Source organism: Psychroserpens damuponensis (genome assembly GCF_000826655.1).
Lineage (GTDB): Bacteria > Bacteroidota > Bacteroidia > Flavobacteriales > Flavobacteriaceae > Psychroserpens > Psychroserpens damuponensis.
In genome coordinates, this window is record NZ_JXJO01000034.1 from 123472 (window position 1) to 137764 (window position 14293).

The following is a 14293-nucleotide window of genomic DNA, read 5'->3' on the forward strand; positions in this document are numbered from 1 at the left end:
GCTAAAATGCTGGAGCTAAAACTGGTGAACGTCTAAAATCTGAGGAATTCATAAAATCTCCATTAGCAAGAGCTTGTGCGCCTGCTGCACAATCTGCTCCAGATGTTCTCGAATTAGAATAATAAGTCTCTGTGTGAGATTCTCCAGTATTCATATTAGTATATGTAAGAGTTACCCAACATGTACTAAAATCTTCATCTAAAACCTCGGTGGAACTAAAACTAGACATTACTAAAAACAACAAACAAAGCATTGGCAATAAAAATAATTTTTTCATAATATATTTATGGTTTAAATTAATATTACTCAAACATAAACATAAACATAAACATAAACATAAACATAAACAAGAAAAATACAGAAAATATACTACAAAAGCTTTATTGAAAAGTTAAATTATTTCAGCCTTTAAAAACTGAACCTCATACAAATTACAATAATTGGTATATCTAATGAATCCTTTATTAATCCACTAATTGCAATTGAGCAAATAAAAATTGTTTGTTAGCATAAAGCAACAAGCAATTAATAAACTAATTTGAAATTTATTTAGTTTCAATCTACTGTTTCCCATTCAAATTTTAGTTCGAAACCTTCTCTTTTCATCTTTTTTCTACCGTTTTCTCTCTTATAATCCCTTGATAGTTTTGAAACCATTAAGGTATGTCCATGATCAGTATCGTCGTACAATTTAACATATTCTCTTAATGTCATTTTTTTTAAAGAATTTAAATAGGACTCTTGCTCTTCTATGAAATTTAAAATATTACCATAGCTTTTTTTTCTAATCTCAGTTAAGGTCCATTGGAGCTTATTCTCAGTATCATAAATTAATATAGGTAATCCTGGAAAACTATTAAATTTCCATGGTCCAAATTTTACTGGAATTGTTAAATCAACATAAGCAATATAATCTCTACCTCTAAAGCCTGAAACCATTTCTGCACAATTCCTGCCATTTACCAATTTCATATGTCCTGTAGAAACCCATTTCTGCATTTGTAACATCTCATCCGTTAGTAATACATCATTACCCAAAGAATAAGTGTCTAAATGAATTTTCTCCTTAAAGAGACTCACATTATTTTCTGTCCCATCACCAGCTGAAAATAAATTAACATTAGGCACACCTGTATTTCCATCTGTTGTTAACTTCTCAATGTTTTCTATAAACTCTGTTTTTGACGTATTATAATAAACATTGGAATTATATTCAAAAACAAAACCTTTCTTCACCAAGGCTTTACCTAAGTTATAATTAACTTCATATTCAAATATAGGTATAGAGTCATTGTCTTGACCATGCCCAAAGAATTGACAAAAAAAGACTATGTAAATGAAGTATTTCATATTATTGGATATCAAATAGTACAGGTAATCTTTTTCAATCTTCTGTTTCCCATTCAAATTTTAATTCGAAACCTTTACGTTGAAATTTATTATAAGTTTTAACTTTTTTATAATCACGAGGTAACTTTGATTCAGCAAGACTTCCTCCGTTTTGAACATTATCATGTAAATCAACATATTCTCTTAAAGACAGATTTTTTAAAGAATTAAAATATTCATTTTGCTTGATGACAAAATCTTCAATTTCTTTTATTGATTTGTACGAAATATTAGTTAGAACCCAACTTAATTTATTATCAGTATCAGCTAGCTTGATAACTAAGCCTGGTAATCCTTTAAACTTCCATGGTCCAAAATTAATTGGACGTTTAATATCGATATAAGCAATATAAGTTCTTCCTCGAAAATCTGCAACTACCTCAACACAGTCAATATTATTGACAATTTTAGTTTTTCCAGTAAGTTTCCAATTTTGCTCTACCAAAATCTCTGACGTAGCAACAACTTCTAGAGGCAAAACATAAGAACTATGATGAATACTATTCTTTAAATCTGTATAGTGATTTTCAGAGCCATCACCAGCCCAAACAAGATTTATTTGAGGATTTCCGCTTTTCTTATCTGTTGATAATCTATTAAAATTTTCAATAAATTCTGTTTTGGTAGAATTAAACCTTACAAACGATTGATATTCAAAAACGTAACCTTTTTTAACTAAAGCTCTACCTAAATTATATCGTATTTCATATTCATAGACAGGAATTGAATCAGTTGTTTGTCCGTAAATTGAAAAACAGCAAATAAATAAAATTAAATTAATAAGAATCTTCATGTATTTTAATTTATTCCATTACTAAAACTGGAGATCTTCTAAAATCTGATGATTGCATCACATTGCCAGCTAAAAAGGCATTTACACCATTCAAGCAATCTTGTGCAGAAGATCTAGAGTTAGATACATAAGTTGCATTATATTCTACTCCTGTAAGAGGATTAGTTTCTGTTACAGTAACAGAACATGGAAAAAAAATGTCTGTTTTCGCATCTAATTTTTCCGAAGAATTAAAACTAGACATCCCTAAAAACATCAAACAAAGCATTGGCAATAAAAATAATTTTTCATAATATATTTATGGTTTAAATTAATATTACTCAAACATAAACAAGAAAAATACAGAAAATATACTACAAAAGCTTTGTTGAAAAGTTAAATTATTTCAGCCTTCAAAAACTGAACCTCATACAAATTACGATAATACCCATTCTCAACTTTTAGAAGTTCTTGATGAGTTCCCTTTTCTACAATTTTACCAGCATCCATCACAATAATTTGATCTGCTTGTTGTATGGTTGCTAAACGGTGTGCAATTACAATAGAAGTGCGACCTTCTGTAATTGTATCTGTAGCATCTTGGATGAGTTGCTCTGAGTAAGAATCTACAGAAGATGTAGCTTCATCTAAAACCAAAATACTTGGGTTAGTTACATAAGCCCTCAAAAATGAAATTAATTGCCGCTGACCAGACGATAACATTGCGCCACGCTCTTTCACATTATAATGATACCCATTTGGCAAACTCGAAATAAAATCATGTATTCCAATATCTTTGGCTGCTTGTATAACTGTTTCTTCGGAAATCGTCTCGTCCTTAAGTGTAATATTATTTAAAATAGTATCAGCAAATAAAAACACATCTTGCAAAACCACTGCAATTTGAGACCGTAATGAAGATAAGGTTAAGCTTTTAATATCGGTGCCATCAATACAAATTGAACCGTTACTAATATCATAAAACCTATTTAATAAGTTAATAATTGTAGATTTTCCTGCACCAGTAGAGCCAACAATGGCAATAGTTTGTCCGGCTTTAACATCTAACGATATTCCTTTGAGCACCTCTTCATCTTCTACATAAGAAAAACGCACATCCTTAAACGAAATAGCTCCTTTAAACTCAGTCACAATAGCTGTACCAGAATCATCAATTTGAGAGGTTGTATCTAAAACTTTAAACACACGATCTGCAGCTACCATTCCCATTTGTAAGGTGTTGAATTTATTCGCGATTTGGTTAAGCGGTCTAAACAACATTGGTACAAACATGATAAATGCAAAAAGATCACCTTGAGACGCTGTTCCGCTAGAAACCACACTTACTCCACCAACCCAAATAATGGTTCCTAAAGTAATAGACGATAATAAATCGGCTATTGGAAAAAAAACAGAATTATACCAAACCGTTTTTAACCACCCTTTTTTGTGACGTTCATTAATTTCTTTAAACTTTTTATATTCGGTATCTTCTCTAGTAAAGAGTTGCAATATTTTCATACCTGTAACTCGCTCTTGCACAAAAGAATTTAAATTAGATACTTCATTACGCACTTCTTCAAAAGCACGTTTCATATATCTTTGAAAAATCTTAGTCGCAAACAATACAATTGGCATGGTCACAAAAGCGATCAAACTTAATTTCCAGTTCATATAAAACATCATGCCTCCAACAACGAGCATTTTTAACAAATCACTAAAAATCATAAATAAGCCTTCTCCAAATATGGCAGCAATACGCTCCATATCTGTTACAGTTCTCGTAATCAACACACCAACCGATGAATTATCATAATACTTCATTCTAAAACTAAGTACATGATTATATAGTTTTACTCTAATATCTTTAACAATAGATTGACCAAGCCAATTTGCGTAGTATATAAAAAACAATTGACTTACAACTTCAAGTATTAACAATACCAACATCAGTATGATATAAAAAAGGAAACCATCATACTGTTTCAAAGCCACATGTTCATCTATTGCTTTTTGTAAGACTAACGGTCTCAAAGCTCCAAAAACGGCGAGTCCTACAACGCAAACTAATGACACAATAAACACAGACCTGTAAGGCTTAATGTATTGCAATAATCGTTTAAACAATGTTAAATCAAAGACTTTAGTTTTTTTGTTTTCCATATTTATGTCCCCAGAAATTGAGAATCTAATTATTAATTCTTTTTTATCGTTTCAGGATACTCCACATTCACAAGATACAAACCATGAGCAGGTACCGAAAACCCAGCCTCTCCTCTATCTTTAGAAACTAAAATATCATGTAACTTTTCTAACTCCATTTTACCCAAACCAATATTTATTAAAGTACCAACAATAGCTCTCACCATATTTCTTAAAAAACGGTCTGCTTGTATAGTAAAAATCAACTCGTCATTGTTAACCGTCCAATACGCTTGCATGAGATTACAATTATACGTTTTTACATCTGTATTCACTTTAGAGAAGCATTGAAAATTTGTATACTGCAATAGAATACTGCAAGCTTTATTCATCAATTCAATATCTAATGAGCGCTGTAATGCATAAGCAAAATCATAATTAAACACATTTTTTTGTGTAGAAATTCTATAATTATATGTTCTACTTACCGCATGAAAACGAGCATGAGCATCTGCCTTTGCCTCAAATACAGATAAAATTGCAATATCCTGCGGAAGAAAAGAATTCAGCTTAAAAATAATATTATCTAATAATTGGCCTTTAAAATCAAAATGAGCAAACATTTGCGAAGCATGCACTCCAGCATCTGTTCTACCAGCTCCCATTACAGAAATTTTCTGTTTTAATAATGTAGACAATGCATTTTCTAAAACCTCTTGTACAGAGATGGCGTCTGGTTGATTTTGCCAACCATGATATGCTTTTCCGTTATAAGAGAATTCAATAAAAAAACGCAATAGAAATGTTACTTTTGTGAATGTGCAAAGATAATTTATTCCTGCGAAGGCAGGAATCTAATTAACACAATTAAAAGATTTTCTTCGGAAATATTAAAACCTAATACCTAAATTTAATACTTAATTAAAGTTCCGTTTCTACGGAAAATGAACATGACAAACATTTTACTCCTTTCTGACACACATAGCTATATTGATGATGCTATTTTAAAACACGTTAAAAAAGCTGACGAAGTATGGCATGCTGGTGACATTGGGCATTTAGAGGTCACCGATAAAATTAAAGCTCTAAAACCATTACGAGCAGTATATGGTAATATTGATGATGCGAAAGCAAGATTAGAATTCCCAGAAAACAATAGGTTTATGTGTGAAGGTGTTTCTATTTTTATGACGCATATTGGTGGTTATCCACCAAAATACAATATGAGAACTCGCGATTTGATTAAGGAAAATCCGCCACGTATTTTTATCTGCGGACATTCGCACATCTTAAAAGTCATGCCAGATAAACGCTACAATTTAATCCACATGAATCCTGGAGCGGTTGGCAAACATGGGTTTCATAAAGTAAGAACCATGCTTCGTTTTACAATAGATGGTACTAAAATTGATAATTTGGAGGTTATAGAGTTTCCGAAGCGCTACTAGTTAAGTTTTAATATTTCCGAAGAAAACATAAAAAAACCCAAGGTCTTCACCTTGGGTTTACGCACTAAAAAAATTAAGTTATAGGGTTTATCGTAATCGATCTACAGATTTTACGAGATCCTCATCCTTTTTTATGGCCTTATTGGCTAATACCAATAATACGATAGATAAAATAGGTATGAATATCCCAACACCTTTCTCTGAAATGTGACTCTCTCCAGGTGGTATTAGTAATTGATACACAAAAAATCCTAATAAAATAAAGTTTAATATGATGTTGAGTCGTCCCAATACAAATTGGAGCTTCCTGTTTTTAAAACTAAAAATCGAAATTACTGATAATAATGCAGATCCCAAAAATAAACCTAAATATAAATAGTCATCTTTTGCATAAACAAGAATATCTTCACTGCTTGTCCATAAGTGGAATATAAATATTAATCCTGCAGAAACTGCAGCTGATAATAAAAGGTATATCGTTTGTATGCGTTGTATCATTTAAAATTATCTATAACGAAGTACAAAATTACTAGTTTCTTTTTAAAAGTAGTAGTATTATTTTAAAAATAAAATTGTATTATTGCAATAACAATGCGCTACAATCAGAGTAGCAGTTGTTTAAATCTTCAGATTTTTTTCAAATTTTTCCCATTATTATAGTTTTTTCAGAAAAAAGAAAAGTAAGAAATAAATCCATTTCAAAGAATAAACTTAATTAGTATCATAATAGATGTTCGAAATTTCCGAATTAAAAGCAAAGAAGCTTCCTGAACTTCAGGAATTAGCTCAAAAATTAAACGTACCTAAATACCGTTCGTTAAAAAAATTAGATCTTGTTTACCAAATATTAGATCTACAGGCAGCAAACCCAGATGCTGTAAAAAAAGACGCATCTCCTGCTCCTGCTGCTCCTGCAAAAGCCGCAGCTAAAAAACCCGCTACACCTCGTAAACCAAGAGCTCGTATCGAGAAGAAGAAGGATGAAAGCCCTACGCAACAAAAGATGGAATTAGATGAGAAAAAAGACAATAAGCCGTCTGTACCGCCTTCTAATGACAATGCTGCTAAAGCATCTAAACCTCAGAACAACGAGAAAAAAGATACTAGAAACAAAACTCAAAATACAGAGAATCGTTCTAAAAATTCTAACGACAATAAGGCTAATCCTCGTCAAAAGGATGATAACAAATCTAATAACAAGCCTAATCCTCGTCAAAAGGACGACAAGAAGTCTAATTCTCGTCAAAAGGACAATAGACCAAATCCTCGTCAAAAGGATGGTAATACGCATAAAAACAATGGTAACAAAGATAGTCGCAATCGCTACAGAGAACCAGATTTTGAATTTGATGCTATTATAGAGAGTGAAGGTGTTTTAGATGTAATGCAAGATGGTTATGGCTTTTTACGTTCATCTGATTATAACTACTTATCATCTCCAGATGATATTTATGTATCGCAATCTCAAATTAGATTGTTTGGATTAAAAGTTGGTGATACTGTTTTAGGAAATGTTCGTCCGCCAAAAGAAGGTGAAAAATATTTCCCATTAATTAAAGTGAATAAAATAAACGGTCAAAACCCTAACGTGGTTAGAGATCGTGTTGCTTTTGAGCATTTAACACCATTGTTCCCACAAGAGAAATTTAATATTGCTGAAAAGCAAGCAACAATTTCAACACGTATCATGGATTTATTTGCTCCTATTGGTAAAGGACAACGTGGTATGATTGTATCACAACCAAAAACGGGTAAAACAATGCTATTAAAGGATGTGGCTAATGCTATTGCTGCCAATCATCCTGAAGTGTATCAAATGATATTATTAATTGATGAACGTCCTGAAGAAGTTACAGACATGCAACGTAATGTGCGTGGAGAAGTTATTGCTTCTACGTTTGACAAAGAAGCTCATGAGCATGTAAAAATTGCAAACATTGTTTTAGAAAAAGCAAAACGTTTGGTTGAATGTGGTCATGATGTGGTTATTTTATTAGATTCTATTACGCGTTTAGCAAGAGCTTACAACTCCGTTCAACCAGCCTCTGGTAAAATTCTTTCAGGTGGTGTTGATGCCAATGCATTACACAAACCAAAACGTTTTTTTGGAGCTGCTCGTAATATAGAAAATGGAGGATCACTAACTATTATTGCAACAGCATTAACTGAAACAGGCTCTAAAATGGATGAAGTCATCTTTGAAGAATTTAAAGGTACTGGTAACATGGAATTACAATTGGATCGTAAAATTTCTAATCGTAGAATTTTCCCTGCTATTGACCTTACATCTTCTAGTACACGTCGCGATGATATTTTATTAGACGCTACCACAATACAACGAATGTGGGTAATGCGTAAATATCTTGCTGATATGAATCCTGTTGAAGCTATGGAGTTTATAAATGATAGGTTTAAACAAACAAGAAACAATGAAGAGTTTTTAGTATCTATGAATGGATAATTTATAATTTCTTTATAAAACTAAAATAGCCTTGATTAAAATCAAGGCTATTTTTTTATAGGATTGATTTTGACAAAATCAAAATCAGCTTATTCTGCTTACCAACTATACATTACAATTAATAATCCATTAATAGAGCTTTATACTCCTTTAAATCGGCTATATTACCTTTGTTATTTAAATTTTTTGCTAAAGCCAATACATACTTTAAATTTTCAACAGGAGACGACTCTTCATTTGTTACGTCAAGGTCATCTGCTTCTTCTAATGGTTCATCATCAAGTATAGGTATTACAAATGAATCATATTTTTCAATATGCTCATAAGTAAGTCTAAGTACTTTTACTAACAACGGTACTTTTTGCTCAATGGCGTAGCCTCTTAATTCTTTGATATCTTCAATTAAAGTATCAGTGTTAATTCCCGTTTCATCAAGATTTTTAAAAATCTTATCAATTAATTCTATTGCTTTTATATTTTCCAAAAGTGAAGATTAAGTAAATGGTTAATTTTTTATCGTTACAAATTTATATTTTTTTAAATCAAGTACAATTCAATTTAAAACTTAATTTTATTAAAAATTGATAAAAAAAAAAAGCTTCTCATGAGAGAAGCTTTTTTTTTATTTGAAAACAAATATAACTAGCTTAAAGTAGCTACAAATTTAGTCAAGTTAGATTTTATGTTAGCTGCTTTGTTATCATGAATAACATTGTTCTTAGCTAATTTATCAACCATAGAAATAACAGCAGGTAAATATTCACTTGCTTCTTTTGCACTTTCCATATCACGTAATCTCTTGATAGCACCACGAGTTGTTTTGTGCTGGTACCTGTTACGTAAACGCTTAGTATCGTTACTTCTTATTCTTTTTAATGCTGACTTATGATTTGCCATTGTTTTTTCTTTCTTGTTAAAAAATTGTAGCCCGTAGGGGAATCGAACCCCTCTTACATGGATGAAAACCATGCGTCCTAGCCGATAGACGAACGGGCCATTATTTGTTATTTCAGTTGTAATTTACAAAATAAACTACTTTTTAATGAACAAGCAATTACTCATTGCGGATGCAAAAATACAACTATTTTTGAATGTTGCAACACTTTATCAAACTTTTTTTAAAAAAATTTAATATGCCTTAGCAAATAGCACTCTATTTGTTGAAGGATTCCCTGTATATACGCACTGTCCAGCTTCCTTTTTAACATCCATAGGAATACATCTAATTGTAGCTTTTGTAAGCTCTTTTATTTTTTGTTCAGTTTCAGCTGTACCATCCCAATGTGCCGATATAAATCCTGTTTTTGTTTCTAACACTGTTTTAAATGATTCAAAATCATCAACCTCTGTGATATGAGTATCTCTATACTTAAGTGCTTTGTTAAATAGTTCCTCTTGAATTGTTTTTAACAAAGAATCTACAGTTTGAACTAAACTAGACATTTCAACCACTTCTTTAGTCAAAGTATCACGTCTTGCCAACTCCACTGTTTGATTATCTATATCTCTTTGTCCGATAGCTATTCTTAATGGCACGCCTTGTAGTTCATGTTGAGCAAACTTTGCTCCAGGTCTATGCGTTGTTCGCGCATCTAATTTACAAGAAACACCTAGAACCTTTAAATCTTTTATAATGCTATTAGCTTTCTCTTTTATAATTTCTAATTGTTCATCAGTTTTATATATAGGAACAATAACAACTTGAAATGGTGCTAAATTTGGCGGTAACACTAAACCTTTATCATCACTATGGGTCATAATCAACGCACCCATTAACCTTGTAGAAACACCCCAAGACGTAGCCCATACATGATCAAGTTTACCTTCATTATTAGTAAATTTTACATCAAAAGCTTTAGCAAAATTTTGACCTAAAAAATGTGAGGTTCCTGCCTGTAAAGCTTTACCGTCTTGCATTAATGCTTCAATACAGTAGGTGTCAATTGCGCCTGCAAAACGTTCACTTTCTGTCTTCACACCTTTTATAACAGGTATAGCCATAAAGTTTTCTGCAAACTCAGCATAAACGTCATTCATTTGTTCTGCTTCTGCTACAGCTTCTGCTTTTGTTGCATGTGCCGTATGACCTTCTTGCCATAAAAACTCTGCAGTACGCAAAAACAAGCGTGTTCTCATTTCCCAACGCACTACATTTGCCCATTGATTAATTAATATTGGTAGATCTCTATAACTTTGTATCCAACCTTTATATGTATTCCAAATAATAGCTTCACTTGTTGGTCTAACTACTAGCTCCTCCTCTAATTTAGCTTCAGGATCAACTCTAAGCTTCCCTGGGTTATCAGGATCATTTTGTAATCGATAATGAGTAACAACAGCACATTCTTTAGCAAAACCTTCTGCGTTTTTCTCTTCGGCTTCAAATAAACTTTTTGGAACAAAGAGCGGAAAATAAGCGTTTTCATGACCTGTTTCTTTAAACATTCTATCTAATTCCGCTTGCATTTTCTCCCAAATTGCATAACCGTAAGGCTTTATAACCATACAGCCTCTAACAGCAGAATTCTCTGCTAAATCAGCCTTAACAACCAATTCATTATACCATTTTGAATAGTCTTCAGTTCTACTTGTAAGATTTTTACTCATTATTAGTGTTTTGGCACAAAATTTGTGACTATGTTAAAAAAAGAAATAGTTCAGCAAAACTAACTATTTTTGTAATGTTCAACAATAAAAATCAATAGATATGCAATTAAACAATTACATACAGGCCAAATTTCCATTTTTTGTTGCACTAAGCCTAACTATTTTGTTAGCTTCTTGTGGTTCATACCAATATGTTGGTTATGATAATGATGGTATTTACAGCAATAATGAAGAAATTGTATACGAAGAAGCTAGAACAGTTCCTATAGAAGATCAAAGTGTTTATAAAGATTATTTTACCGAAAAATCTCTACAATATAGTGATATTCCTGATGATGGTAGCGCTATTTTTACAGATATAGACGCATATGAGGGGAATTATAATAACGAGCCTCTAGAGGACGAAGTGCAAACCGGTTATGCAGGTTGGGGACAAGAAAGCTCAGATGTAACTATTAATGTTTATAATTCTGGATGGAATTCACAATATTGGGGCAACGGATATGGCTACGGATGGTACAGACCTTGGAGATATAATAATTGGGCGTGGAGCAATCCATATGGATACAACTATGGTTGGAATAATTGGGGTTGGAATTCAGGATTTGCTTTCGGATGGAATGCAGGTTACGGATATGGATATGGCTACGGATGGAATAACAACTTTTGGTACCCTCCTTATTACAGAAACAACTACCATAGAGGTAACAGTTATGCATACAACACCGGAAGAAGAGGTGCAAATGCATCATCTCTAAATAGAAATAGTAATTATTCTAGACGCAGTTCTTCTACTAGCTTATCAAGAAGATCTTCATCAACTATTAGAAATAGAGCTACAACAAGAAATAGAGCTACAGCAAGAAACAGAGCAAGTAACTCTTCAGTATCACCAAGAAGAGCGACTACAACTAGACGAACAAATTCTACTACTACAAGACCAAGAACAACGACTCGTAGTAGATCAAATAATTCATCTGTTAGATCTAATAATAACACAAGGTCATCTGCACCAAGAGCATCATCTTCTAGAAGTAACAGTAGAAGTTCCTCATCTTCAGTTAGAAGCTCAAGAAGTAGTTCAAGATCTTCTGGCTCTTCCAGAGGAAGCTCTGGCCGTAGAGGAAACTAACGTTTTTAATATAATAATTTACAACATTGCAATATGAAAAAATTAACTATCCTAGTTATAGGAGTACTATCTATGTCTAATATCATGGCTCAAGATATATCAGATGCCCTTAGATATTCCCAAGATGAAATTCAAGGTACGGCTCGATTTAGAGCATTAAGTGGTGCTTTTGGAGCATTAGGTGGAGATATGTCTGCTGTTAGTATAAATCCAGCAGGTTCAGCCGTTTTCACAAGAAGTCATGCGTCATTATCACTTTCGAGATTAAATATCAATAACGATATTTCATTCTTTAATGGAAGAAACTCGTCTTCAGAATCTAAAATAGATTTAAACCAAGCAGGTGCTGCATTTGTATTTGAAAGCACAGATAATTCGTCCCCTTGGAAAAAATTCGTATTAAGTGTGGCATATGACAAAACAGCAAATTATGATGACCAATGGCGCGCATCTGGAACAAATACGAATTCTATTGATAATTATTTCTTAGCTTATGCTCAAGGCCTTAGATTGGATCAAATATCTGCATTTAACGGAGAATCTTACACACAAGCCTACTCTGAAATTGGCTCAATTTATGGCTTCGGAAATCAACAAGCTTTTCTAGGTTATGAATCTTATATTCTAGAACCCGTAAATAATACCGATGACAATGTGCTTTACACATCAAATATAGCTTCTGGTACTTTTAATCAAAATTATGACTATATAGCTACAGGTTATAACGGCAAATTTAGTTTTAACGCAGCCACTCAATATAAAGACAAATTATATTTAGGTGTAAACTTAAATACACATTTTATTAATTACGAGAGATCGACCTTTTTAAACGAATCTAATTCTAATGATGGTTCATTAGTTACAAATGTAGGTTTTGAAAATAACCTCTTAACCACTGGAAATGGATTTTCATTTCAACTAGGAGCTATTTTGAAATTAACCAATGAACTAAGAGCAGGTTTTACTTATAATTCTCCTACTTGGTATTCAATTACAGAAGAAACTAATCAAAGTATTTCAACATTAGCTTCAGATAGCGAAGGTCCATTCAACACTCTAATTTCACCTAATATAGTTAATATTTTTCCGGACTACAACCTCCAATCTCCAGGTAAAATTACAGGAAGCTTAGCTTATGTTTTTGGAGAACAAGGCCTTATTAGTTTTGATTACTCCAGAAGAGATCACTCTAACACTAAATTCAAACCAACTTCAGATGCCTATTTCGCTTCTCAAAACAATATTATGAATTCAATACTCAAAGTTGCAAATACATATAGAGTTGGTGGAGAATATAAAATTAAACAAGTTAGCCTTAGAGGCGGATATAGATTTGAAGAAAGCCCATACAAAGACGACTCTTTTTATGGTGATTTAACAGGGTTTTCTCTTGGTTTAGGTTATAATTTTGGAAATACCAAATTAGACTTAACATATGATCATGCACAAAGAACTGTAAATAATGAATTGTATTCTGTAGGTTTAACAGATGCTGCAACATTAGACACTAACAACTCTAATATTACATTAACATTAGGTTTTAATTTATAAGAAAAAAAACTTAGTTTTCTTTGGAAAAGTGCTAGACTCAAAGTTTAGCACTTTTTTTTATCTATCCGTAACTACCATCCAATTGAGCGATGAACTTCTATACCTAATGCTGCTTTTAAAAAAGTAAACTAGAATCATGTTTTGTTCAAATTCTTCAGAAGTGAACACCATTCGTTCCCTATCATTTGAATTTAAATTATAACATTAAATATACACTTCCCAATCATAAGCCCTCAATACTTACATGTTATACTACAGCAACTAAACCGAAATACTTATATTCAATATACATCAGATTAGCCCTTAACAAGTTTTGACTTGCTATGAAATAACATATCTAATTAATAGAAACCCCTACAATAGTATTAAGATCATAATTAGGCTATCTTCAATAGCATTATTTTAAGCATAATGAAAGCACAATTTACCATGCTTATTATACGACGTTTTAGAATAAAAAAAAGGCTACGATTTAACGTAGCCTTTGTAATATACTTTTAATTCCCCCTTTTATCTTTTCAGGGTAAAATGGGCTTTAAATTCTTTACGTTCACCTGTATTAGGTTCATTGTACTCAACTACAAACCAGTAGTCGCTTGATGGCAATTGGTTACCATTGTAGGTACCATTCCAACCTGCTCCTGTTGGACTAAGTTGTTTGAGTAACTTTCCGTATCTGTCAAATATATAAATTTTTGCGTTTGGTTGTCCATTTATTGCACTAATGTTCCATGTATCATTATATCCATCTCCATTTGGTGTGAAGAATTTCGGATAATCCATAACGGTTA

Annotated in this window: 15 protein-coding genes and 1 tRNA gene; 4 read left to right on the forward strand and 12 right to left on the reverse strand. The window is 32.2% G+C overall.

Annotation, left to right across the window (positions count from 1 at the left end):
• Position 1: 1 nt before the first annotated feature.
• The 6 genes from TD29_RS16910 to truA all read right to left on the reverse strand — a co-directional run bounded on the left by TD29_RS16910 (position 2) and on the right by truA (position 5100).
• Positions 2–277, reverse strand: coding sequence for a hypothetical protein (locus TD29_RS16910; RefSeq protein ID WP_040282523.1), 276 nt, complete (start codon positions 275–277; stop codon positions 2–4).
• Positions 278–555: 278 nt separating this feature from the next.
• Positions 556–1350, reverse strand: a complete 795-nt coding sequence (locus tag TD29_RS16915) for a GLPGLI family protein (RefSeq protein WP_040282526.1) — start codon at positions 1348–1350, stop codon at positions 556–558.
• Positions 1351–1384: 34 nt separating this feature from the next.
• Positions 1385–2182, reverse strand: a complete 798-nt coding sequence (locus TD29_RS16920; RefSeq protein WP_040282528.1) for a GLPGLI family protein — start codon at positions 2180–2182, stop codon at positions 1385–1387.
• Positions 2183–2192: 10 nt separating this feature from the next.
• Positions 2193–2426, reverse strand: coding sequence for a hypothetical protein (locus TD29_RS16925; RefSeq protein ID WP_161792632.1), 234 nt, complete (start codon positions 2424–2426; stop codon positions 2193–2195).
• 131 nt (positions 2427–2557) lie between these two features.
• Positions 2558–4324, reverse strand: a complete 1767-nt coding sequence (locus TD29_RS16930) for an ABC transporter ATP-binding protein (RefSeq protein WP_040282533.1) — start codon at positions 4322–4324, stop codon at positions 2558–2560.
• Between the two features lie 32 nt (positions 4325–4356).
• The gene (gene truA / locus TD29_RS16935) at positions 4357–5100 is read right to left on the reverse strand and encodes a tRNA pseudouridine(38-40) synthase TruA (protein ID WP_084203529.1); all 744 of its coding nucleotides are present in this window, start codon (positions 5098–5100) and stop codon (positions 4357–4359) included.
• A 153-nt stretch (positions 5101–5253) separates the two neighbouring features.
• On the opposite strand from truA, the gene TD29_RS16940 reads away from it, so the two are divergent.
• On the forward strand, positions 5254–5751 hold the full coding sequence (locus TD29_RS16940) for a metallophosphoesterase family protein (RefSeq protein WP_040282537.1): 498 nt from the start codon (positions 5254–5256) through the stop codon (positions 5749–5751).
• A gap of 87 nt (positions 5752–5838) precedes the next feature.
• Here the strand turns inward: TD29_RS16940 and TD29_RS16945 are convergent, their stop codons facing one another.
• The gene (locus tag TD29_RS16945) at positions 5839–6249 is read right to left on the reverse strand and encodes a DUF4293 domain-containing protein (protein ID WP_040282539.1); all 411 of its coding nucleotides are present in this window, start codon (positions 6247–6249) and stop codon (positions 5839–5841) included.
• Between the two features lie 232 nt (positions 6250–6481).
• Here TD29_RS16945 and rho point away from each other — a divergent pair, with 232 nt between their 5' ends.
• Entirely contained in the window at positions 6482–8212 is a 1731-nt protein-coding gene (gene rho / locus TD29_RS16950) for a transcription termination factor Rho (protein ID WP_040282541.1), read from the forward strand.
• Between the two features lie 118 nt (positions 8213–8330).
• On the opposite strand, the gene TD29_RS16955 is transcribed toward rho, so the two are convergent.
• The 4 genes from TD29_RS16955 to proS form a co-directional block, all read right to left on the reverse strand.
• Entirely contained in the window at positions 8331–8696 is a 366-nt protein-coding gene (locus tag TD29_RS16955; RefSeq protein WP_040282543.1) for a hypothetical protein, read from the reverse strand.
• A 158-nt stretch (positions 8697–8854) separates the two neighbouring features.
• A complete protein-coding gene (gene rpsT / locus TD29_RS16960) occupies positions 8855–9109 on the reverse strand; it encodes a 30S ribosomal protein S20 (protein ID WP_040282580.1) in 255 nt (84 codons plus the stop codon).
• A gap of 27 nt (positions 9110–9136) precedes the next feature.
• A tRNA-Glu gene (locus TD29_RS16965) sits at positions 9137–9208 on the reverse strand.
• A 132-nt stretch (positions 9209–9340) separates the two neighbouring features.
• On the reverse strand, positions 9341–10819 hold the full coding sequence (gene proS, locus TD29_RS16970; RefSeq protein ID WP_040282545.1) for a proline--tRNA ligase: 1479 nt from the start codon (positions 10817–10819) through the stop codon (positions 9341–9343).
• Between the two features lie 100 nt (positions 10820–10919).
• Here proS and TD29_RS16975 point away from each other — a divergent pair, with 100 nt between their 5' ends.
• Together TD29_RS16975 and TD29_RS16980 are read left to right on the forward strand one after the other, a co-directional pair.
• Positions 10920–11951, forward strand: a complete 1032-nt coding sequence (locus TD29_RS16975) for a hypothetical protein (protein WP_040282547.1) — start codon at positions 10920–10922, stop codon at positions 11949–11951.
• Positions 11952–11984: 33 nt separating this feature from the next.
• The gene (locus tag TD29_RS16980) at positions 11985–13502 is read left to right on the forward strand and encodes an OmpP1/FadL family transporter (RefSeq protein WP_040282549.1); all 1518 of its coding nucleotides are present in this window, start codon (positions 11985–11987) and stop codon (positions 13500–13502) included.
• Between the two features lie 510 nt (positions 13503–14012).
• Here the strand turns inward: TD29_RS16980 and TD29_RS16985 are convergent.
• A partial coding sequence (locus TD29_RS16985; protein ID WP_152611522.1) for a T9SS type B sorting domain-containing protein occupies positions 14013–14293 on the reverse strand: 281 nt, incomplete at its 5' end.

Coding starts and splice junctions, on each gene's coding strand:
- TD29_RS16910 (WP_040282523.1), bottom strand. CDS start 277: ATGAAAAAATTATTTTTATTGCCAATGCTTTGTTTGTTGTTTTTAGTA.
- TD29_RS16915 (WP_040282526.1), bottom strand. CDS start 1,350: ATGAAATACTTCATTTACATAGTCTTTTTTTGTCAATTCTTTGGGCAT.
- TD29_RS16920 (WP_040282528.1), bottom strand. CDS start 2,182: ATGAAGATTCTTATTAATTTAATTTTATTTATTTGCTGTTTTTCAATT.
- TD29_RS16925 (WP_161792632.1), bottom strand. CDS start 2,426: ATGTCTAGTTTTAATTCTTCGGAAAAATTAGATGCGAAAACAGACATT.
- TD29_RS16930 (WP_040282533.1), bottom strand. CDS start 4,324: ATGGAAAACAAAAAAACTAAAGTCTTTGATTTAACATTGTTTAAACGA.
- TD29_RS16940 (WP_040282537.1), top strand. CDS start 5,254: ATGACAAACATTTTACTCCTTTCTGACACACATAGCTATATTGATGAT.
- TD29_RS16945 (WP_040282539.1), bottom strand. CDS start 6,249: ATGATACAACGCATACAAACGATATACCTTTTATTATCAGCTGCAGTT.
- rho (WP_040282541.1), top strand. CDS start 6,482: ATGTTCGAAATTTCCGAATTAAAAGCAAAGAAGCTTCCTGAACTTCAG.
- rpsT (WP_040282580.1), bottom strand. CDS start 9,109: ATGGCAAATCATAAGTCAGCATTAAAAAGAATAAGAAGTAACGATACT.
- proS (WP_040282545.1), bottom strand. CDS start 10,819: ATGAGTAAAAATCTTACAAGTAGAACTGAAGACTATTCAAAATGGTAT.
- TD29_RS16975 (WP_040282547.1), top strand. CDS start 10,920: ATGCAATTAAACAATTACATACAGGCCAAATTTCCATTTTTTGTTGCA.
- TD29_RS16980 (WP_040282549.1), top strand. CDS start 11,985: ATGAAAAAATTAACTATCCTAGTTATAGGAGTACTATCTATGTCTAAT.